Consider the following 17853-nt stretch of genomic DNA (forward strand, 5'->3'; position numbering starts at 1 on the left):
GCACTCGAACTACCGAATAGATACCCTGGGGGGGTAGGGTAGTGCCGTGAACACAGAACGGCAGGAGCTCGACGCACCCACCAAGCTCGTCGGATTTTTCGTCGGGATGGCGTTCCTGTTCCTGGCGGCGCTGTTCGTCGGGGACAAGATCGGACCCGACGCCCAGGCGACCGCAGCCGCGTCGCACACCGGCCACGACGCGCACGGCGAGACGGCTGCCCCGGCCGCAGTGCCAGCCGGGCTCCAGGCCACCCAGGACGGCTACACACTCTCGCTCGAACGATCGGTCGTCGAATCGGGACCGGACGTACCGGTCGCCTTCACGATCAGCGGACCGGACGGGGCGGCACTGACCGACTACGACCTCATGCACACCGAGGAACCGCACCTCATCGTCGTTCGGCGCGATCTGACCGACTTCCAGCACGTCCATCCGACGCGCGACGCGTCGGGAACATGGTCGACGACTCTCGATCTCACCCGATCCGGGCCGTACCGCCTGTTCGCCGACTTCACCCCGGCCGGCGGGGAGAACATCACCCTCGGGGCAGAGTTGACCGTTCCCGGCGACTATCGGCCGGAGCCCCTGAGTACACCGAATGTGACATCGAGGGTCGACGGTTACGACGTGACGCTCACCGGAGCGGTCACCGCGGGCGAGGACTCCATCGTGTCCTTGTCGATCGCGCAGAACGGCCGCGAGGTCACCGATCTCGAGCCGTATCTCGGTGCCTACGGACACCTGGTGGCCCTCCGCGCCGACGACCTCGCCTATCTACACGTTCACCCCGAGGACGGGCCGCCGGGACCGACGGTCGACTTCACCGTCGCCGCGCCGACCGCGGGAACATATGCGCTCTTCCTGGACTTTCAGCACGGGGGCGTCGTGCACACAGCCGAATTCACCATCGAAGCACGGGAGGGGCAGGCATGAGCCAGGAAACCGAACTGATCCTCGGCGGCATGACCTGTGCGTCGTGCGCCAACCGCATCGAACGCAAGCTCAACAAGCTCGACGGGGTAACGGCGACGGTCAACTACGCCACCGAGAAGGCGCGCGTCACCAGTGACGGCGTGGCCACCGAAGACCTCATCGCGGCCGTCGAGGCGGCCGGCTACACCGCCTCTCTGCCTGCGGCCGAACAGGCCGACCAGCCTCCCGCCGACCCGTTGAAGCAGCGGCTGATCGTCTCGGCGGTGCTCAGCGTGCCGGTGATCGCGATGGCGATGATTCCGGCGTTGCAGTTCACCAACTGGCAGTGGCTGTCGTTGACTCTCGCCGCGCCGGTGGTCGTATGGGGCGCGCTGCCGTTCCACCGCGCCGCATGGACCAATCTGCGGCACGGCACCTCGACCATGGACACCCTCGTCAGCATGGGCACCCTCGCGGCGTTGGGGTGGTCGCTCTATGCACTGTTCTTCGGCACCGCAGGCACCCCGGGTATGACGCATCCGTTCGAGTTCACGATCGCGCGTACGGACGGGGCAAGCAACATCTACCTCGAGGCCGCAGCGGGCGTGACCACCTTCATCCTGGCCGGACGATGGTTCGAGAGCCGATCCAAGCGCCAGGCCGGCGCTGCGCTGCGCGCTCTGATGGACCTCGGTGCCAAGACGGTGGCCGTTCTGAAAGGCGATACGGAACAAAAGATTCCGATCGAGCAGTTGGCCGTCGGCGATCTGTTCGTCGTTCGTCCGGGCGAGAAGGTCGCCACCGACGGCACCGTCGAGAGCGGCTCCTCGGCCGTCGACCGATCGATGCTGACGGGCGAATCCGTGCCCAAGGAAGTCGGCGTCGGCGACGCAGTGGTCGGCGCGACGCTCAACGTCGGTGGCCGAATCACCGTCCGAGCCAGGCGAATCGGCTCCGACACTCAGCTCGCACAGATGGCGAAGGCCGTCGAGGACGCGCAGACCGGCAAGGCGCAGGCGCAGCGATTGGCTGATCGTATCTCCGGGATATTCGTGCCGATTGTCATCGCGATCTCGGTCGCGACCCTCGGATTCTGGCTCGGTGCAGGCAGTTCCGCAGCGGGCGCGTTCACTGCTGCAGTCGCGGTGCTCATCATCGCGTGCCCGTGCGCGCTCGGCCTGGCCACACCGACTGCGCTGATGGTCGGCACCGGCCGGGCCGCTCAACTCGGGATCCTGATCAAGGGCCCGGAAATCCTCGAATCCACGCGCCGCATCGATACCGTCGTACTCGACAAGACCGGGACCGTCACCACCGGTGAGATGACGCTGCAGTCGGTTCACGTGACCGACGGTGAGGACGAGACCGAGGTCCGTGCCGTGGCGGCAGCGTTGGAATCGGGTTCGGAACACCCCATCGCCCGCGCCATCGCGGGTTCGACCCAGTCCATGGCCGTCGAAGAATTCACCAGCCTCGACGGCCTCGGGGTGCAGGGCGTCGTGGACGGTCGCGCCGCGGTCCTCGGGCGTCGCTCGTTGTTGGCCGACCGGTCGATGCCTCTACCCACCGAACTCGCAGATGCATTCGAGGCCGCCGAACGGCAGGGACGCACCGCCGTCGCTCTCGGCTGGGACGGCAGGGCCCGCGGAGTGCTGGTGGTCGCCGACTCGGTCAAGCCGACTTCGAAGCAGGCCGTCGCGGAACTGCGGGCACTCGGCCTGACCCCGGTCATGCTGACCGGCGACAACGAGGCCACCGCTCGCACGATCGCCGCCGAGGTGGGAATCGACGAGGTCATCGCCGGTGTCCTGCCGACGGGCAAGGTCGATGCCGTTCGGGAACTGCAGGCGTCGGGCAAGGTGGTGGCGATGGTCGGCGACGGCATCAACGACGCGGCCGCCCTCGCCACGGCGGATCTGGGGCTTGCGATGGGTACGGGCACCGATGTGGCGATCGAGGCCAGCGACCTGACGTTGGTGCGCGGTGATCTACGGGCCGTGGGCGATGCCATCCGGCTCTCCCGGCGCACCCTGAGCACGATCAAGGGCAACCTGTTCTGGGCCTTCGCCTACAACGTCGCCGCTGTGCCGCTGGCCGCTGCGGGCCTGCTCAACCCGATGCTCGCCGGTGCCGCGATGGCGCTGTCGTCGGTGTTCGTGGTGAGCAACAGCCTGCGGTTGCGCCGGTTCCGTTCGTCGATGTGACCGGTTGGTAGCAGCGAACGGCTTGCTAGTACAGGATGGAGACATGTCCGACGCACACGATGTCCCCATCCGCGACGAATCGATCAGACTGGGTCAATTCCTCAAGCTCGCCAACCTCATCGAATCCGGTGCCGAGGCGAAGGGCGTGATCGCCGACGGTCTGGTCAGTGTCAACGGGGATGTGGATGTGCGGCGCGGACGGCAGTTGCAGCACGGTGATGTCGTATCGGTCCAGGGTGGGCCCTCGGCCCGCGTCAGCAAGGAAGAGGCACTGTGAAGGTCGGTAAGGGCGGACTGCCGCGCAACGAAGTTCCCGGGGCATTCGATGTCGGTGCCAAGGCGTACGACCGGCTCGTCGGAGCGAACCCCGGTTACCACGAACACCTGCTCAAGTCGGCCAAGCGGCTGCGGATCCCGAATCTGGGTGCAGGCCTGCGTCTGCTCGACATCGGTTGTGGCACCGGCGCATCCACTGCAGCGCTGCTCGAAGCCGCGCCGCATGCCGAGATCGTCGCCGCCGACGCGTCGGCCGAGATGCTCGAGGTCGCGCGGAGCAAGGACTGGCCGTCGAACGTGACGTTCGTGCACTCACGCGTCGAAGATCTGGCGATCAACGGGGTGGACGGTCCGTTCGACGCGATACTCGCCGCGTACCTCATCAGGAACGTCGACGATCCCGACACGGAGCTGAAATCGCTTCTGTCCCTGCTGCGTCCGGGCTCGACCATCGCATTCCACGAGTACTCGGTGCACGACTCGCTGCGGGCCAGGATCTCCTGGAACGTGGTGAGCTGGGGCATCATCATTCCTCTCGGCTGGCTGGCGACGCGCGACGCCACCCTGTACCGGCACCTGTGGCGCAGCGTCGTGACCTTCGACGGTGCCTCGGCCTTCATGCGGCGGATGCAGCGAGCCGGCTACACCGGGGTGGCCAAAGAGACCATGACCGGTTGGCAGAACGGTGTGGTGCACACGTTCCTCGGCTCTCGTCCCGTGGAGGAAGAGCGTTGACCGATTCCAAGAGAGTCACTCATGCTGCGGTGCAGGGATATTCCGACGCCGCACAGCTGGCGGACGTTCCGCAGGTGGTGGTGGTCGGCGGTGGCATCGCGGGTCTGAGTGCTGCGACCGCGCTGGCCGAGCGGGGGGTGAAAGTGCACGTGGTCGAACGCGAGAGCTACCTCGGCGGCCGCGTCGGCGGATGGGACACGACGCTCGAGGACGGCTCACCCGCCACCATGAGCCGCGGCTTCCATGCGTTCTTTCGGCAGTACTACAACCTGCGAAACCTGCTCCGCCGCACCGACCCCGAGTTGGCTCGGCTGCGTCCGGTGGACGACTACCCACTGATCGACGGTGACGGCCGGATCGACGGATTCAAGGGCTTGCCCGAAACGCCGCCACTCAACGCCTTCGCGTTCGTCAAACGTAGTCCGACGTTCCGGTGGAAGGACCTCACCGACCTCAACGGTATTGCGGCACTGCCGTTGATGACGGTCAGCGTGCCCAAGACCTTCGACGAGTTGGACACCACTCCCGCCGCAGAGTTCTTGCGCAACATCAACTTCCCCGAGGCCGCTCGGCACCTGGCGTTCGGAGTGTTCTCCCGCAGCTTCTTCGCCGACCCCGAGAAGATGTCTGCCGCCGAGCTCGCCATGATGTTCCACATCTACTTCCTCGGCTCCTCCGAGGGCCTGATCTTCGACGTTCCCCGTGACCCGTACCCGCAGGCTCTGTGGAACCCGTTGGGGGAGTACCTCACCGGACTCGGAGTCGACATCAGAACCTCAACTCCGTGCGGCGAGATCAGCCGCGGCGGGTTGCGAAAGTTTCGCGTCGACGCAGGCGGCATCATCGACGCCGACGCGGTGGTACTGGCGACGGACATCGCCGGATTGCAGCGAGTGCTCGAGCAGTCGCCCGAGCTGGGGACGCCCGATTGGCGCAAACAGGTTGCTGCGCTGCAGAACACACCGCCGTTCCTGGTGCACCGCGTGTGGTTGAGCAAGGCCGTCAACGCCGATCGCCCCGCCTTCATCGGCACCGGTGGCATGCCCCCGATCGACAACATCAGTGTGCTCGAACGGTTCGAGGACGAGGCCGCACAGTGGGCTGCCCGCACCGGCGGCTCCGTCGTCGAACTGCACGCCTACGCCGCCGAGGAATCCGAGGAGGTCACGCGTCAGCAGTTGATGGATCGGATGCACGAGATCTATCCGGAAACCGCCGATGCAGAGGTGATCGCAGAACGATCCGAGTGGCGTGACGATTGCCCCATGTTCGGCCTCGGCGCGTTCGACGAGCGCCCCACCGTCCGCACCCCCGAACCCGCACTGGTACTTGCCGGCGACGGAATCCGTATAGATCTGCCGGTGGCGCTGATGGAACGTGCGGCCACCACCGGGCTGCAGGCCGCGAACACACTGTTGGCGAGCTGGGGCGTCACCGGTCACGACATCGAAACAGTGCCGACGAGTGGACGATTCAAGATGTTCGACGCCATCGAGCGGCTCATGAACAGGTGAGTTCCGGCATGCGGATCGAGGTCGACGATCTGTCGCGTCCGCAAGTGCAGGCGCTGCTCACCGAGCATCTCAAGGACATGAACGCCACCTCGCCTGCCGAGAGTGTGCATGCCCTGGATCTGTCGGGTCTGCGTGCGTCCGACGTCTGCGTGTGGACGGCTTGGGATGCCGACACACTGTGCGGTATCGCAGCGCTGAAGGAGCTCAACCCGGATCATGGCGAGCTGAAGTCGATGCGGACCACGGGGGCGGCGAGGGGGCAGGGTGTCGCCTCGCGCCTGCTCGTGCATGTTCTCGACGATGCGCGTCGACGTGGGTACGGGCGGGTGAGCCTGGAAACGGGAACCCAGGACTACTTCGCTGCTGCCCGCAGGCTGTATGTGCGCCACGGGTTCGTCGAGTGCCCACCGTTCGCGGACTACGTGCTCGATCCATCGAGCACGTTCTTCTCGTTGTCTCTGTAGAGGTCCCGATGACGGAGGGCCGGCACCGAGTATTCGGTACCGGCCTTTCTCGTCACGCTGCTTGCTGTGTGTGCGGGTAGAGATCGTCGTCGAGAGGCTCGGCTCGACACTGATCGAGCACATCCGCCGTCGAGCATTCCCTGATGCTCGTCTCGACACCCACCACCGTGCGCCACCACTGCTCACGGTCGGCCGATTCCGTCCACACCACCGCCTCGGATGGCATAGTGCATCACCCCAATGGTTTTCGTGATCTGTTCGGCTGTCCGTTTCGGGTCAGGTCGATTCGTGTTCGATGGACTTCTGCTCGGTGTGTGCGATGTCGATCTTGCGTGGTTTCGCGCGTTCGGCGAGGGGAATGGTGATGGACAGAACGCCGTTGTCGTACGCCGCGGAGATGCGCTCGGTATCGACGCCGTCACCCAACGAGACCTGGCGGCGGAACGTGCCGGCGAATCGCTCCGAGGTAATCCACTGCACCCCAGTGTTTTCCGGAGCGGATCGATGAGCGGTGAGCGTCAACGTACCGCGGTCGACGTCGACATCGATCGATCCGGGGTCGATGCCGGGAAGATCGGCACTGAGCACGTAGTGGTCGTCGACTTTGTAGAGGTCCATCGGCATGAATCGCGGGACGCGGTCCGAACCGGAAGAGGCACCCAGCATGGCCGAGGTGAGGGAATCGACATCACGGAACGGATCGAAACGAAGCACAGCAACCACCTCCTGTACCCAGATGCGCTCACCCCTGTGGCGAGTCGCTCCTCAACTGTGCAGATCAGAAATTAGCACTCTGACCCTTCGAGTGCCAAGGGGTTTTCTGGAGGTTCTCAGAAATTTTTCAGATCCAATAGTGCTGTGCCGCAGCATGGGTCGTGATCAGGGAAGTCGGTTTCGATACTTAGCTCTTGCACTAAGTATGACTTGGCGATAGTGTGCCTTATGGCTCAGTATTCGACCGTTCTCGATGATGTGTTTCAGGCACTGGCCGACCCGACCCGGCGGGCAGTGTTGAGCCGGTTGAGCTCCGGACCGGCCACGGTGGGCGAACTTGCCGAACCGTTCGACATGACTCTGCCGTCGTTCATGAAACACATTCATCTGCTCGAGCGCAGTGGCTGGATTCGCACGCGCAAGGTGGGCCGTGTTCGTGCATGCACGATCGAGCGAGCCAACCTGGACGTGGCCGATCACTGGCTACGCGAGCAACGAGCCGTCTGGGAATCCCGCACCGATCGCCTCGAACAGTTCGTCACCGACACCGCGAAAGAAAGTGAAGCGCAATGACATCGATCGATCCTTCCCTCGACCTGACCATTTCACGCGTGATCAAGGCTCCACGCGCAGCAGTGTGGAGTGCGTGGATCGACCCGTCGAAATTCGAGAAGTGGTGGATCCCTGCGCCTGCTCAGTGCCGGGTGGACGGCTGGGACCCGCGACCGGGTGGCGCCTTCCGGACCCTCATCAGCGAATCCGGTGGCGACTTCGCTCCGCACATCGACGGCTGCTTCCTCGCCGTCGACGACGGTGAGCGCATCGTGTTCACCAACTCCCTCGTCGAAGGGTGGCGGCCGGCACCGCAGCTGTTCATGACCGCGGTGATCACCCTGTCCGACCACCCCGACGGAACCCAGTACAACGCCCACGTGATGCACCGCAACGAAGAAGACCGAAAGATGCACGAGGAGTATGGCTTCCACGACGGCTGGGGTACCGTCATCGCTCAACTCGCCCAGTTCGTCGAAGGCTAGATCAAGCCCGGCCCTGCGAACGCAACTCGTAGCGTCGCTCGGCGTAGTCGAGATCGTCCTTCCACAACCGCGCAGCGGTGAAGTTCATCGCCGGTCGCAGGAGACCGGACGCCTTGCGCGCCATCTGGAACCCCGGTCGATCCGAACTTGCGATCGTGGCTTCGATGACGGCGGTACGCGGTGTGCCGTCGGGTGCGGGGGCCAACGGCGTCGCATGGGTTTCGACGACGCTGCCCGCTCCCTCACCGTCGAGGATGCGCATCACGATGGTGCGGGGACCGGGGCAGACGAACTCGGCCCGCACCGGCACACCGACGCCACGACTGACGCGGAAGGTCACATCGACGAGAAAGCGATCGTCCTCCTCGGGCACATCGATGTCGGTGGGCGCGCTGACCACCTTCAGCCGTGCGAACGAGTACGGGTGGAACCACGCACCGTGCCAGGGGTCGAGTCGGTTGGCGATGATGTCGTCGGGCTCGCACTTGCCGACGAGAGTGACCACACCGGCGATGGCAGTCGAAGCAGGCGGGCGGATCGGAACCACGGGGACGGGCGTCGGCTCCTCGCCACCGAGCTCGTCGAGCCGAACCCACACCAGAACCCCGTCGTCGAACGCGGGCACCGGACGCCAACCGGGCTTGCCCTTCGGCCCGAGCGCAAGACCGTGCCAGCGGCAGACCAATGTGTCGCATTCGATCTTCGCGGTATCCAACGCAGCGCCCAGATGCGGGCACGCACCCGGCCCGATGTGCACCTTGCCCGTAGAGTCCCGCCAGGCCACCAATTCGGTGGTGCCGACATACCTGCCGAACGGCTTGTCGGCCTTGACGTCACGACTGGCAGCGAACACGAACCAGTTGCCCGAGGTCCGCGTCTTCGCACGCTTCAAAGCAGACTCGATGACCTGCGGATTCGCACCCTTCCAAGTGGGCTCCTGCTTGGCCCACGACTCCGACGGCAGCGGCTGCAGCGGCATCGTCTTCGGCCACCGTCGTCGTACTGCATCCAGCGCGGTCATTGCTGCTCCCAAAGTCGACAATCGATTCCCGTGTTCGATCACCATTGTTCCCGTTGGTGGGTACTCAATGTGACATTCGGTGGCCTTTTCGGGGGTCAATGTCACATCGAGTGGACCTGGGGAGCGCCGTCGGCGGAGGGAAACAGGGAACGCTCAGGTCATCAGGGTCGAGGTATCGACCACCTGACGGCGCCATTTGCCGAAGGATCGCGGCGAGGACACCGCGAGCACGGCGACCGGGCGGTCGTTGTGTCGGTAGAGAGCGACGAAGGGCCCGGTGGTGGGGTCGCCCTCGACGATGTCGGCGATGCAGTCGGGTCCGTGATGTCCGGCGAACTGGATTCGCGCGGCGTATTGGTCGGACCACACGTATGGCAGTCCGGTGAACCCCTTGGACCCACCGGTCAGCAGTGCCTCGACGGCGACGGCAGGGCGAGTGGCGGCGGAGGTCCAGTGTTCGTCGCGCCGAATCACCCCGGAGGCATCGCGCACTGCAGCGCAGTCCCCGACGGCGACGACGGCTGGGTTGGAGGTGATGCCGCGGTGATCGGTCACCACTCCGCCGTGGATGTCCAGGCCGGATCCGTCGAGCCAGCCGACGTTCGGCGTCGAACCGACGCCGAGGACGACCACGTCGGACTCGATCATCGAACCGTCCGCCAATTCCACCGCACGTACCCGGCCCGCCTGGACGACGAATCCGGCTACCGATACTCCGGTCAGCAGTGCCGCACCGGCGTTGCGGTGCCACCCGGCGATGAGTGAGCCCAGCTCACTGCCGAACACGCGAGCGAGCGGAGTCTCCGAGGCTTCGACGACGGTCACCGAAGCGCCCATTCCTACTGCAGTGGAGGCGACTTCGCTGCCGATGAACCCGGCTCCGACCACCGTGACCCGAACTCCCGACGACAGCGAAGACCGCAGCGCACGCGCATCGTCCAGGCTGCGCAGCACATGAATTCCGTCGATCCCGACGGTGCCGGGGAGCCGGCAGGCCGCAGCTCCGGTTGCGATCACCACCGCGTCGGCGCCGATATCGCCGGATGCGGTCGAGATCGTGGTCCCCGACAGGCCGGTGGCCGCACAACCGAGACGCCACTCGACGTCCAGACCGTCGATGTCGAGTGGCAGTGCGGATTCGTCACCGAGAAGGAAACTCTTGGACAGGGGCGGTCGGTCGTACGGCAGGTGCACTTCGTCGCCGATCATCGTGATGCGGCCGTCGAAACCCTGATCGCGCAGTGCACGGGCTGCGGCCACCCCGGCGAGCGAGGCTCCGACCACGGTCACCGACTTCACGGAGTGACCGCGATGCGGATGACTCCGTCCTCGACGTGTACGGCGTGCGTACGTACGGGGATCTTCGCGGGAGCACCCAGTGCCGCTCCGGTGCGTAGGTCGAAACATGCTGTGTGGAGCGGGCATTCGACGGCGCAATCCTCCACCCAGCCTTCGGACAATGAGGCGTCCTGGTGGGTGCAGGTGTCGTCGATGGCGAAGAACTCACCTCCGACGTTGAAGATCGCGATCGGCGGTGCTCCGGCCGGGGTGATGCGCAGGGCCTCGCCGTCGGGGAGATCCTCGGCGCGACCGACGTCGAGCAGGACGCGGGTGGAGAACGTTGCGGTCATGGTCGGGCCTCCGGGGACCTGAGGGTGTGCAGTGCTCGTGTTGTACCCAGCGTGGGATCACCCCGTTGCGGCGATGGAACGCTCGAGTTTCGATCGTGTGAATCTGTTGCGCTATACGAAGTGCAGTTCGTATTGTGCAACTAAATCAACTCGACGTACACCCCCTAGGAGCGTGTCATGTCCTCGAGCATCCCGAGGGTTGTGATCGTCGGTGCCGGAATCGTCGGCTGCAGCCTCGCCGACGAACTCACCGCGCGCGGCTGGACGGACGTGACCGTCCTGGACAAGGGCCCGCTACCGCTCACCGGAGGTTCCACCTCGCATGCGCCGGGCCTGGTGTTCGCCACCAATTCGTCCCGATCGATGTCGCGCTTCGCGGCCTACACGGCCGCCAAGTTCAAGAGCCTCGATTGCTTCCTCGACGTCGGTGGCCTCGAGGTGGCGACGACGCCCGAGCGCGTCGACGAACTGCATCGACGCCACGGTTTCGCCACGTCCTGGGGACTGCAGTCGGAGGTGGTGGACGCCGAACGGTGCCTCGAGCTCTACCCCCTGCTCGATCGCGGCCGCATACTCGCCGGCCTGCACACCCCCGACGACGGACTGGCCAAGGCCGTCAAGGCCAGCGCGACGCAGGCCGAGCAGGCCACCGCCCGCGGTGCGCGCTTCATCGGCGGCATGGACGTCACGTCGATCGACCGGAGCAACGGTCGAGTCACGGCCGTGCGGGCGGGCGAGCACACCTTCGAGGCCGATATCGTCGTCTGCTGCGCCGGATTCTGGGGGCCGGAGCTGGGCGAGCTTCTCGGTATGACGGTGCCGCTACAGCCCCTGGCGCATCAGTACGCGCACACGACCGAGTTGGACCTACCGTCGCGTCGAGCTCGTACCGAAGCGGTTCTGCCCATCCTCCGTCATCAGGACGAGCGGCTCTACTACCGCGAACACGGCGATCACCTGGGAATAGGCTCGTACCACCACCGTCCCATGCCCGTCGATTCTCGCGAACTCGGTTCCAGTGAGAACGTGACCGCGCAGAACATGCCGTCGTCGATGCCGTTCACCGAAGCCGACTTCGCCGACGCCTGGCAGCGCAGCACCGAGCTCCTTCCCACGCTCGAACACGCGAAAATACAGCACGCGTTCAACGGCATCTTCTCCTTCACACCCGACGGCGCGCCGATCGTCGGAGAATCACGAGAAGTGCAGGGGCTCTGGGTCTCCGAGGCGATCTGGGTGACGCATTCTGCCGGCGTCGCGAAATCGCTCGCCGAGCAGATGATCACCGGGCACAGCGAGATCGACATGCACGAGTGCGACCTCTACCGATTCGAGAAGACCGACCTGGTGCCGTCGAACGTGGCGCGCACCAGTGCGCAGAACTTCGTCGAGGTGTACGACATCATCCACCCACTGCAGCCCAAGGTGGAACCGCGACCGCTCCGCGTCAGCCCGTTCTACGGTCGTCAGCAGGAGCTCGGCGCGATGTTCCTCGACGGTGCCGGCTGGGAGCGACCGCACTGGTACGAGTCGAACAGCGTTCTGCTCGAACAACTTCCGGAACAGTGGCAGGCACCGAAGCGAGAGCCGTGGTCGGCGAAGTTCTGGTCACCGATCAGCGCCGTCGAGGCCTGGCGCACCCGCGAGGCGGTGGCGATGTACGACATGACGCCGCTGCGACGCCTCGAGGTCGGCGGACCCGGTGCGCTCGCGCTGCTGCAGAAGTTGACGACCAACCAGCTCGACAAGAAGGTCGGCAGCGTCACCTACGCACTGATGCTCGACGCGACCGGTGGTGTTCGCAGCGATGTGACCGTCGCCCGAGTTGCCGAGGATCGGTTCCAAGTGGGAGTGAACGGTCCGCTCGACGAGGACTGGATGCTGCGTCATGCCGGCAGTGACGTGTACGTTCGCGACATCACCGGTGCCACTGCCTGTATCGGGCTCTGGGGACCGTCGGCGCGGAAGGTACTGGCTCCGCTCACCTCGGCCGACATCTCGCACACAGGGCTGAAGTATTTCAACGGCAGGACCATTCACGTCGGCGGGATCGACGTCCTGGCGCTGCGACTGTCGTACGTCGGAGAGCTCGGCTGGGAGCTGTACACCGACGCCGATACCGCACTGCGCCTGTGGGACACGCTGTGGGAGGCCGGGCAGGCGCACGGCGTCGTGGCCGCAGGGCGCAGTGCGTTCAACAGTCTCCGACTGGAGAAGGGCTACCGGTCGTGGGGTACCGACATGACCACCGAACACGATCCGTATCAGGCGGGACTCGGGTTTGCGGTACGAAAGGCCAAGGGCGACTTCATCGGAGCCTCGGCGCTGCAGGAAGAACGCGGCAGACCGGTGTTGACCTGCCTGACGTTGGACGACCCGTCGCACGTGGTGATGGGCAAGGAACCGGTCTTGATCGACGGCACCGTGGCTGGCTACGTCACCAGTGCCGCCTACGGCTACACGATCGGCAAGACTGTGGCCTACGCCTGGCTACCGGCAGGGCTGCAACCCGGCGAACACGTTGCAGTGCAGTACTTCCGTGACCTACTACCCGCGACGGTCATGGCCGAACCGCTGGTGGATCCCGACATGAACAAGATCAGGTGCTGACATGACGTATGACGTGATCGTCCTCGGTATCGGCGGCATGGGTAGCGCCGCCGCCTGTCACCTCGCCCGACGCGGGCAGCGGGTGCTGGGTATCGACCAATTCGGACCGGCGCATGCGCTGGGATCGAGTCACGGCGGCTCCCGCATCTACCGGCAGTCGTACTTCGAGGACCCGGCCTACGTGCCGTTGCTCCTGCGCGCGTACGAACTGTGGCACGACCTCGCCGCGGACAGTGGGCGCGATGTGTTCACCGAAACCGGTGGCCTCTATGTGGGAAGGCCCGACGGGCTCACGTTCGGCGGAAGCCTTCGGGCGTCGGAGAAGTGGGGTCTGAAGCACGACGTACTCGACCCTGCCGAGGCGCAGCGACGCTTCCCGACGGTCCGACTCAGGTCCGACGAGTTCGCCCTGTTCGAGGAGAAGGCGGGCATCGCGCGACCGGAGACGACGGTGGCCGCACATCTCGATCTCGCCGAGGCTGCCGGTGCCGAACTGCGCTACGACGAGAAGGTGCTCGGTTGGGAATCCACCGACTCCTCGGTGACCGTGACCACGGTGGCCGGAACGTACACCGCTGGAGCACTGGTCATTTCACCGGGAGCGTGGGCACCGCAGCTGTTGGCCGAGATCGGCGTACCGCTGGTGGTCGAACGGCAGGTGATGCACTGGGTCACCCCGGAATCGGGCGAAGCGGCCTTCGACAGCTCGCATCACCCCGTCTACATCTGCGGGGACGGGCCGGATCAGATCTACGGCTTTCCGGCCATCGACGGGGACGGCGGCGGTGTGAAGATCTCGTTCTTCCGCGCCGGGACACCGTGTGATCCCGACACCATCGACCGCACAGTGCATCCCGAAGAGATCGCTCGACTGCAGGAGCGCATCGTCACCACGTTCCCGGCGCTGTCGGGACCACACCTGGATGCGAGGACCTGCATGTACACCACGACGCCGGACGAGCATTTCGTACTGGCGAAGCATCCGGACCACGCCAATGTCACCGTGGCGTGCGGCTTCTCGGGCCACGGGTTCAAGTTCGTTCCCGTCATCGGAGAGGTTCTGGCCGACCTCGCGATCGACGGGGCCACGTCACACCCGATAGCGCTGTTCGACCCGGCGAGATGCGCGGTGTCGGCATGACCATGGTCGATCCCGAACTGCAGCCCACTCTGCTCCCGACGTTGGGCGGCGAAACATACGTCGATCCAGCATATTTCGTTCGCGAGCAGGAGCAGATCTTCGAGCAGATGTGGTTCTGCGCCGTCAGATCGGACGACATCGCAGAGCCCGGAAAATTCCGCACGGTTCAGGTCGGTCGAGAGTCGATCCTGGTCAGCCGCAATCGGAAGGGCGGCGTGACCGCGTTCTTCAACATCTGCCGACATCGCGGCGCGACTCTGTGCACCGAGGCGTCGGGCACGGTGCGTCGAAACTTTCAATGTCCCTATCACGCATGGACGTACGATCTCGACGGCAAGCTGATCGCAGCTCCGAACCTGATCGATATGCCGATGATCGATCGGGTGGAGTACGGGCTCCGGAAGGTGCATGTCCGGGAATGGCTCGGATACGTCTGGGTGTGCGTTGCCGAGGAGGCCCCGTCGTTCGAGGACACGGTGCAGGGCGACGTTCGCGAACGACTCGGAGGTGTGGGTGCCATCGATTCGTACGACGTGGAATCACTCGCCCTCGGGCGCCGGATCGTCTACGACGTCAAGGCCAACTGGAAGCTCATCGTCGAGAACTTCATGGAGTGCTACCACTGCGCCACGATTCATCCCGAGCTCACCGAGGTGCTACCCGAGTTCGCCGACGGCATGGCAGCACAGACGTACGTGGGGCACGGTGCAGAGTTCGGCAGTGACATAGCCGGCTTCACCGTCGACGGCTCCCACGGATTCGACGCCCTCGACGGGGTAGGGGAGGATCGGGATCGACGGTACTACGCCATCACGATCAGGCCGACGGTGTTCGTCAACCTGGTTCCCGACCACGTCATCATCCATCGCATGTTCCCGATGTCCGTCGATCGAACGGTCGTCGAATGCGATTGGCTCTATGCCCCTGCAGTCGTGGCAGATCCGCACAGCGCGGCGACGATGGACAAGAGTGTGGAGCTGTTCCATCGCGTCAACGAGCAGGACTTCGAGGCGTGCGAGCGGTGCCAGCCGGCGATGTCGTCACGGATGTATCGCGACGGCGGCGTGCTGGTGCCGGCGGAGCATCACATCAGGGCGTTTCACGACTGGGTCGGATCACGCTTGGCCGGACCAACCCAATAGCGTCGAGACGCGCTGTGCAGCAGCGAGAACGGACACCCCTGCCGCGGTGAGGCGGTCCTCGTCAAGTCGGTAGGCGGGGCCCGAGACGGTGATCGCACCCACCGCGGAGCCGTCGTAGCTGAGGATGGTGGCCGCTGTCGCGTTCAGTCCGATCTCCAACTCCTCGCGCGCGTAGGCGATTCCGGTGGACCGGACCGTCTCGATCTCGTCGAGCAGAGCGGTCTTGGTGGTGATGGTGTTGGCGGTGAACAGTTCGAGATGACCGTCGACTCCGGCTTTCAGAAGCGAGTCGTCGTACGCCATCAGTGCTTTCCCGCTGGACGTCGCATGCAGGGCAGATCTCTCACCGAGCCAGTTGTGACTGATGATCGACGAACCGCCGCGGACCTGATCGATATTGACGGTGACGTTGCCGTCCGGCACAGCGATGTTGACGGTCTCGCCGATGGTGTCGGCGAGTTCCTGCAGGATCGGTCGGGCGATGCGGGTGATGTCGAGTTGCGCGGATACCGACGTGGCGAGGCGGATCAAACCGATGCCGAGGCGATACTTGCCGCGCTCGCCTGGTTGTTCGACGAGTCGGCGAAACTCCAGTGCGCTGAGCAGGCGAAACGCCGTGGACTTGTGCACTTCGAGGTGCGCCGCAACGTCCTGCACGCCGGATTCACCGTGGTCGGCAAGGTATTCGAGCACCTCGATCGCGCGATCGACGGACTGAACAGGGGACTCGGACACCAACCCAGTGTTGCAGACTCAGGCAACGCCGACCCATCGAAGCCCCGCAGTGGTGGCGGCTGCGGCGAGGACGATGACCACGAACGGCGCTCGTCGCCAGGCGAGTACGGCAGCGACAGCTACTCCTGCGGGTAACGCGAATCCGGCGAAGTCCTTGCCTACGAGCAGCGTCGAGGTGGCGACCAGTGCCACGAAGATGACGGCGACTGCGGTGGTCATCACCTTGTCCATGCGAGGGGAGATGGTGACTCGGGTTCGGAGTGCCGGGCCGGCGATGCGGAGCGCGTAGGTGCCGATGATCAACGCGAGCAGGGGAATCGTGAGGTTCATGCGGATTCCTTCTGTGCGGCAGGGGTATTGGAGAGCATTGCCGGTACGACGGCGATCAGTGCCAGGAGAACGGGTAGTCCGCTGGGCAGGAACATCGACGCGACGAGCGCAATGCACGCTCCGGCGAGGGCTGCGTTGCGGGTGGCCCGGTCTCGGAGCGCAGGCATGATCAGTCCCAGCAGAATCGCCGGGAATGCGGCATCGAGACCGAGTGCGGCGGTATCGCTGATTGCTCCACCGCCAAGGGTGCCGATCGCCACGCCGATGTTCCAGGTGACGAACAGTCCGATCCCGCACACCCAGAACGCTGTTCGACGGCTGCCCTCGTCGTGTTCGGCCACGCTGAAGGCCACTGCCTCGTCGGTGATGAGGTGAGTGCCGAGTAGCCGCTTCAGTGGTGCGACGTTCCGAAACACCTCGCCGATGGAGAAGCCGAGCGGAACCAGTCGGATGTTGGCGAGCAACGCGCTGGCCACAGCAGCAACGGGATTTCCTCCGGCCGCCAGAATTCCGACGAAGATGAACTGGGACGAGCCCGCGAAGACCACCAGTGACATCACGACCGGAAGCCACAGTGGCAGGCCCGCGGCTACGGAGATGGCACCGAATGATGCCCCGACCAAGGCGTCGGCCAAGCAGACCAACGCAATGTCGCGGATGTTGACCCCCTGCAGGGTTCGCCATGTCGAACGCATGGTCGTTATAGTGGACCCTGTTAGTCTGTTCGTCAAATCAAACGGACGTACCGATGGAGTGAACGAATGGCGGATACCGGTCCACCGATTGCGGCCATCGCTGCCGCTCTCCAGCAGGAGCGACGACGCGTCGGCCTGTCCCTCGCAGAAGTCGCCCGCCGTGCCGGCATCGCCAAATCGACTTTGTCGCAACTGGAATCGGGTACCGGAAATCCGAGCCTGGAGACTCTGTGGGCGCTCAGCGTGACGCTGGACGTGCCGTTCTCCAGGCTGGTCGAGCCCGCGAAGCAGTCGGTCCGCCTGATCCGTGCGGGGGAGGGGCCGAGATTCGCGTCGGACAGAGCGGACTACACGGCGACCCTGCTGGCGTCGTCTCCGCCGAACGCCCGCCGCGACATCTACTTGATCAGCGCGGACGTCGGCGAACCTAGGCGTTCGGATCCGCATTCGCCGGGTGTCGTCGAGCACGTGGTGCTCAGCGCGGGACGAGCCATGGTCGGGCCGCTCGGCGAGGCCGTCGAGCTGGCTCCGGGCGATTACGTGGCCTACCCCGGCGATGTGCCGCATATCTTCGAAGCGTTGGAGCCGAACACCATGGCAGTGATGATCACCGAACACAGCTGACGGGGTGGGGAATAGTCGGCGGGGGTGTCTCGTTGGAACCCCTGACGGCGTCCGCTTGGCAAGCCCC

Annotated in this window: 20 protein-coding genes; 12 read left to right on the forward strand and 8 right to left on the reverse strand. The window is 65.1% G+C overall.

The features are described 5' to 3' along the window. Nucleotides 1-46: 46 nt before the first annotated feature. The 6 genes from CH249_RS06055 to CH249_RS06080 are packed head-to-tail and all read left to right on the forward strand — an operon-like array spanning nucleotide 47 to nucleotide 6106. The gene (locus CH249_RS06055; protein WP_256988134.1) at nucleotides 47-934 is read left to right on the forward strand and encodes a hypothetical protein; all 888 of its coding nucleotides are present in this window, start codon (nucleotides 47-49) and stop codon (nucleotides 932-934) included. Next, nucleotides 931-3117: a cation-translocating P-type ATPase gene (locus CH249_RS06060; RefSeq protein WP_094682399.1), complete on the forward strand. Its 2187-nt coding sequence runs from the start codon at nucleotides 931-933 to the stop codon at nucleotides 3115-3117. Before CH249_RS06055 ends, CH249_RS06060 begins: the two co-directional genes overlap by 4 nt. Nucleotides 3118-3160: 43 nt before the next feature. Then, the gene (locus CH249_RS06065; protein WP_032397061.1) at nucleotides 3161-3394 is read left to right on the forward strand and encodes an RNA-binding S4 domain-containing protein; all 234 of its coding nucleotides are present in this window, start codon (nucleotides 3161-3163) and stop codon (nucleotides 3392-3394) included. After that, on the forward strand, nucleotides 3391-4128 hold the full coding sequence (locus tag CH249_RS06070) for a class I SAM-dependent methyltransferase (protein WP_094646306.1): 738 nt from the start codon (nucleotides 3391-3393) through the stop codon (nucleotides 4126-4128). Before CH249_RS06065 ends, CH249_RS06070 begins: the two co-directional genes overlap by 4 nt. After that, the gene (locus CH249_RS06075) at nucleotides 4125-5642 is read left to right on the forward strand and encodes an NAD(P)/FAD-dependent oxidoreductase (RefSeq protein WP_094682398.1); all 1518 of its coding nucleotides are present in this window, start codon (nucleotides 4125-4127) and stop codon (nucleotides 5640-5642) included. The genes CH249_RS06070 and CH249_RS06075 overlap by 4 nt, the downstream gene beginning before the upstream one ends. Nucleotides 5643-5650: 8 nt before the next feature. After that, the gene (locus CH249_RS06080) at nucleotides 5651-6106 is read left to right on the forward strand and encodes a GNAT family N-acetyltransferase (RefSeq protein WP_094682523.1); all 456 of its coding nucleotides are present in this window, start codon (nucleotides 5651-5653) and stop codon (nucleotides 6104-6106) included. 52 nt (nucleotides 6107-6158) lie between these two features. On the opposite strand, the gene CH249_RS27815 is transcribed toward CH249_RS06080, so the two are convergent. Together CH249_RS27815 and CH249_RS06085 are read right to left on the reverse strand one after the other, a co-directional pair. Next, entirely contained in the window at nucleotides 6159-6332 is a 174-nt protein-coding gene (locus CH249_RS27815; protein ID WP_155290817.1) for a hypothetical protein, read from the reverse strand. Nucleotides 6333-6382: 50 nt separating this feature from the next. Next, nucleotides 6383-6820: an Hsp20/alpha crystallin family protein gene (locus CH249_RS06085; RefSeq protein WP_094682522.1), complete on the reverse strand. Its 438-nt coding sequence runs from the start codon at nucleotides 6818-6820 to the stop codon at nucleotides 6383-6385. Between the two features lie 228 nt (nucleotides 6821-7048). Between CH249_RS06085 and CH249_RS06090 the strand changes: the two genes are divergently transcribed. Then, a complete protein-coding gene (locus tag CH249_RS06090) occupies nucleotides 7049-7393 on the forward strand; it encodes a helix-turn-helix transcriptional regulator (protein WP_032397064.1) in 345 nt (114 codons plus the stop codon). After that, entirely contained in the window at nucleotides 7390-7857 is a 468-nt protein-coding gene (locus CH249_RS06095) for an SRPBCC family protein (RefSeq protein ID WP_094628920.1), read from the forward strand. Before CH249_RS06090 ends, CH249_RS06095 begins: the two co-directional genes overlap by 4 nt. Before the next feature lies 1 nt (nucleotide 7858). On the opposite strand, the gene CH249_RS06100 is transcribed toward CH249_RS06095, so the two are convergent. From CH249_RS06100 to CH249_RS06110, 3 genes are all read right to left on the reverse strand, one after another. Then, a complete protein-coding gene (locus CH249_RS06100) occupies nucleotides 7859-8878 on the reverse strand; it encodes a DUF5914 domain-containing protein (RefSeq protein WP_179273140.1) in 1020 nt (339 codons plus the stop codon). 153 nt (nucleotides 8879-9031) lie between these two features. Beyond that, the gene (locus CH249_RS06105; RefSeq protein WP_179273141.1) at nucleotides 9032-10177 is read right to left on the reverse strand and encodes an NAD(P)/FAD-dependent oxidoreductase; all 1146 of its coding nucleotides are present in this window, start codon (nucleotides 10175-10177) and stop codon (nucleotides 9032-9034) included. Next, complete coding sequence (locus tag CH249_RS06110) at nucleotides 10174-10509, reverse strand: bifunctional 3-phenylpropionate/cinnamic acid dioxygenase ferredoxin subunit (RefSeq protein WP_176459175.1); 336 nt, start codon at nucleotides 10507-10509, stop codon at nucleotides 10174-10176. Before CH249_RS06110 ends, CH249_RS06105 begins: the two co-directional genes overlap by 4 nt. 177 nt (nucleotides 10510-10686) lie before the next feature. Between CH249_RS06110 and CH249_RS06115 the strand changes: the two genes are divergently transcribed. The 3 genes from CH249_RS06115 to CH249_RS06125 are packed head-to-tail and all read left to right on the forward strand — an operon-like array spanning nucleotide 10687 to nucleotide 15402. Continuing rightward, on the forward strand, nucleotides 10687-13119 hold the full coding sequence (locus CH249_RS06115) for an FAD-dependent oxidoreductase (RefSeq protein ID WP_094682397.1): 2433 nt from the start codon (nucleotides 10687-10689) through the stop codon (nucleotides 13117-13119). Nucleotide 13120: 1 nt separating this feature from the next. Beyond that, nucleotides 13121-14260 (forward strand): N-methyl-L-tryptophan oxidase, encoded by a 1140-nt coding sequence (solA, locus tag CH249_RS06120; RefSeq protein WP_032397068.1) that lies wholly within the window; start codon nucleotides 13121-13123, stop codon nucleotides 14258-14260. Then, entirely contained in the window at nucleotides 14257-15402 is a 1146-nt protein-coding gene (locus CH249_RS06125; RefSeq protein ID WP_045200696.1) for an aromatic ring-hydroxylating dioxygenase subunit alpha, read from the forward strand. The genes solA and CH249_RS06125 overlap by 4 nt, the downstream gene beginning before the upstream one ends. Here the strand turns inward: CH249_RS06125 and CH249_RS06130 are convergent. The 3 genes from CH249_RS06130 to CH249_RS06140 are packed head-to-tail and all read right to left on the reverse strand — an operon-like array spanning nucleotide 15376 to nucleotide 17162. Further along, entirely contained in the window at nucleotides 15376-16137 is a 762-nt protein-coding gene (locus CH249_RS06130; protein ID WP_094682519.1) for an IclR family transcriptional regulator, read from the reverse strand. The two genes, CH249_RS06125 and CH249_RS06130, sit on opposite strands and share 27 nt — an antisense overlap. 18 nt (nucleotides 16138-16155) lie before the next feature. Next, nucleotides 16156-16467: an AzlD domain-containing protein gene (locus tag CH249_RS06135; RefSeq protein WP_045197890.1), complete on the reverse strand. Its 312-nt coding sequence runs from the start codon at nucleotides 16465-16467 to the stop codon at nucleotides 16156-16158. Next, a complete protein-coding gene (locus CH249_RS06140) occupies nucleotides 16464-17162 on the reverse strand; it encodes an AzlC family ABC transporter permease (protein ID WP_045197892.1) in 699 nt (232 codons plus the stop codon). The genes CH249_RS06135 and CH249_RS06140 overlap by 4 nt, the downstream gene beginning before the upstream one ends. A 66-nt stretch (nucleotides 17163-17228) precedes the next feature. Here CH249_RS06140 and CH249_RS06145 point away from each other — a divergent pair, with 66 nt between their 5' ends. Next, the gene (locus tag CH249_RS06145) at nucleotides 17229-17786 is read left to right on the forward strand and encodes a helix-turn-helix domain-containing protein (protein ID WP_032397072.1); all 558 of its coding nucleotides are present in this window, start codon (nucleotides 17229-17231) and stop codon (nucleotides 17784-17786) included. Nucleotides 17787-17853: the final 67 nt, after the last annotated feature.

The organism is Rhodococcus sp. 05-2255-3B1 (assembly GCF_002258545.1).
In the GTDB taxonomy this organism is placed as follows: domain Bacteria; phylum Actinomycetota; class Actinomycetes; order Mycobacteriales; family Mycobacteriaceae; genus Rhodococcoides.

Bases quoted from the DNA above. Each gene is read 5' to 3' on its own strand.
- CH249_RS06060 (WP_094682399.1), top strand. From the start codon at position 931: ATGAGCCAGGAAACCGAACTGATCCTCGGCGGCATGACCTGTGCGTCG.
- solA (WP_032397068.1), top strand. From the start codon at position 13,121: ATGACGTATGACGTGATCGTCCTCGGTATCGGCGGCATGGGTAGCGCC.
- CH249_RS06090 (WP_032397064.1), top strand. From the start codon at position 7,049: ATGGCTCAGTATTCGACCGTTCTCGATGATGTGTTTCAGGCACTGGCC.
- CH249_RS06110 (WP_176459175.1), bottom strand. From the start codon at position 10,509: ATGACCGCAACGTTCTCCACCCGCGTCCTGCTCGACGTCGGTCGCGCC.
- CH249_RS06080 (WP_094682523.1), top strand. From the start codon at position 5,651: ATGCGGATCGAGGTCGACGATCTGTCGCGTCCGCAAGTGCAGGCGCTG.
- CH249_RS06065 (WP_032397061.1), top strand. From the start codon at position 3,161: ATGTCCGACGCACACGATGTCCCCATCCGCGACGAATCGATCAGACTG.
- CH249_RS06100 (WP_179273140.1), bottom strand. From the start codon at position 8,878: ATGACCGCGCTGGATGCAGTACGACGACGGTGGCCGAAGACGATGCCG.
- CH249_RS06145 (WP_032397072.1), top strand. From the start codon at position 17,229: ATGGCGGATACCGGTCCACCGATTGCGGCCATCGCTGCCGCTCTCCAG.
- CH249_RS06140 (WP_045197892.1), bottom strand. From the start codon at position 17,162: ATGCGTTCGACATGGCGAACCCTGCAGGGGGTCAACATCCGCGACATT.
- CH249_RS06135 (WP_045197890.1), bottom strand. From the start codon at position 16,467: ATGAACCTCACGATTCCCCTGCTCGCGTTGATCATCGGCACCTACGCG.
- CH249_RS06095 (WP_094628920.1), top strand. From the start codon at position 7,390: ATGACATCGATCGATCCTTCCCTCGACCTGACCATTTCACGCGTGATC.
- CH249_RS06125 (WP_045200696.1), top strand. From the start codon at position 14,257: ATGACCATGGTCGATCCCGAACTGCAGCCCACTCTGCTCCCGACGTTG.
- CH249_RS27815 (WP_155290817.1), bottom strand. From the start codon at position 6,332: ATGCCATCCGAGGCGGTGGTGTGGACGGAATCGGCCGACCGTGAGCAG.
- CH249_RS06115 (WP_094682397.1), top strand. From the start codon at position 10,687: ATGTCCTCGAGCATCCCGAGGGTTGTGATCGTCGGTGCCGGAATCGTC.